This is a genomic window from Oleiphilus sp. HI0061, assembly GCF_001635675.1.
Map to the genome: position 1 here is coordinate 1 of NZ_LWFE01001514.1, position 1,403 is coordinate 1,403.

At 44.8% G+C, this 1,403-nt stretch carries 2 protein-coding genes; one reads left to right on the forward strand and one right to left on the reverse strand.

Going from position 1 to position 1,403, the window contains the following annotated elements; translation table 11 throughout:
• Nucleotides 1-379 (reverse strand): DUF411 domain-containing protein (locus tag A3735_RS23595; RefSeq protein ID WP_156499870.1); only part of this gene is annotated, 379 nt, incomplete at its 3' end.
• Nucleotides 380-464: 85 nt separating this feature from the next.
• Here A3735_RS23595 and A3735_RS23600 point away from each other — a divergent pair.
• Entirely contained in the window at nucleotides 465-1,379 is a 915-nt protein-coding gene (locus tag A3735_RS23600) for a haloalkane dehalogenase (protein WP_068512287.1), read from the forward strand.
• The last annotated feature ends 24 nt before the right edge of the window (nucleotides 1,380-1,403 follow it).

The window sequence follows — 1,403 nt, forward strand, 5'->3', positions numbered from 1 at the left end:
CAGCAGGTGGGTTTGATAAAAATTGTTTAATAAACTTCGCTGGAACATGTCCTTCGAACACGAAACCCTCTGACGACACAGCAGTATGACAGGAGCGAGCATTAGCAGGCAGCTGATAGAAATCTTTTATATGCGCCACCGAATCCTGGTTCACAACTATGGCCGACAAACCGCCCTGTTGAATATGATCCACCCACTCAGAACAACAAGAGCAACTCTTTGTTTTATAAACAGTCAAAGTTCTATCTGCTGCGCTCGATTCAGTACTAGACGAATCCTCTGATTGACCGCATGCACTCAAGATACCAAACGCCAGCATCATACTCAGTATCATAAAGCGCCGAACTAGCGAAACAGATCTCTCTCTATCTATTTGCATATCGCAATTACCTCACCCTTTTAATCTAGCTGCTATAGTTAAATTCTGAATAAAAAGATCGACCTATCAATAAAGGAATTCTTTCATGGTCAAATTTGTCCGTACGCCTGATGAACGCTTTAAAAACCTGCCGAACTATAGCTTTTCTGCTCACTATACCGACGTCGGTGGTTTGAGAATGCATTATATAGACGAAGGCCCGGGAAGTGCCGACCCAATACTCATGTTACATGGTGAACCCAGCTGGTCATACCTTTACCGCCACATGATCCCTATTTGCACTGCTGCGGGGCATCGAGTCATCGCTCCCGACTTAATTGGCTTTGGCAAGTCAGATAAGCCTGTCAATATTGAAGACTACTCCTATCAAAGCCATATGGACTGGCTCCTATCCTTAATCAACGCGCTTGATTTAAACAATATTACACTGGTCTGCCAAGACTGGGGTTCATTGCTCGGCCTTCGACTCGCGGCAGAAAATGAAGAGCGCTTCAAAGCAATTGTAGTCGGTAATGGCATGCTACCAACAGGTGAAGAAGACGTACCTTCCGCTTTTAAGATATGGAAAGCTTTTGCGCTTAATAGCCCCTGGTTCCCTATTGCAAAAATCGTAGAGATGGGGAGTTTTAAATCTTTTAGCAAAGACGAGCAGCGCGCTTACGATGCACCCTTTCCATCCAAGCAGTTCAAAGCAGGCACTCGGGCTTTTCCGGCTTTAGTACCAACAAGCCCGGACAACCCGGCAAGCAAAGCGAACAAGGCAGCGTGGGCGGTATTAGAAAAATGGCAAAAGCCTTTCGTTACCGCATTCAGCAATGGAGACCCTATAACACGAGGCGGTGATAAGTATATGCGTAAGAAGATTCCTGGTGCAAAGGGAATGAAACACGTAAAACTTAAAGGCGGCCACTTTCTTCAAGAAGATTCAGGAGCCGAATTTGCGCAAGTCGTCAATAACCTACTAACAGAGATAGATCATCATATAATCCCAGCCTCATAGAGAGTTTTTCTTAGGCAATAAAAA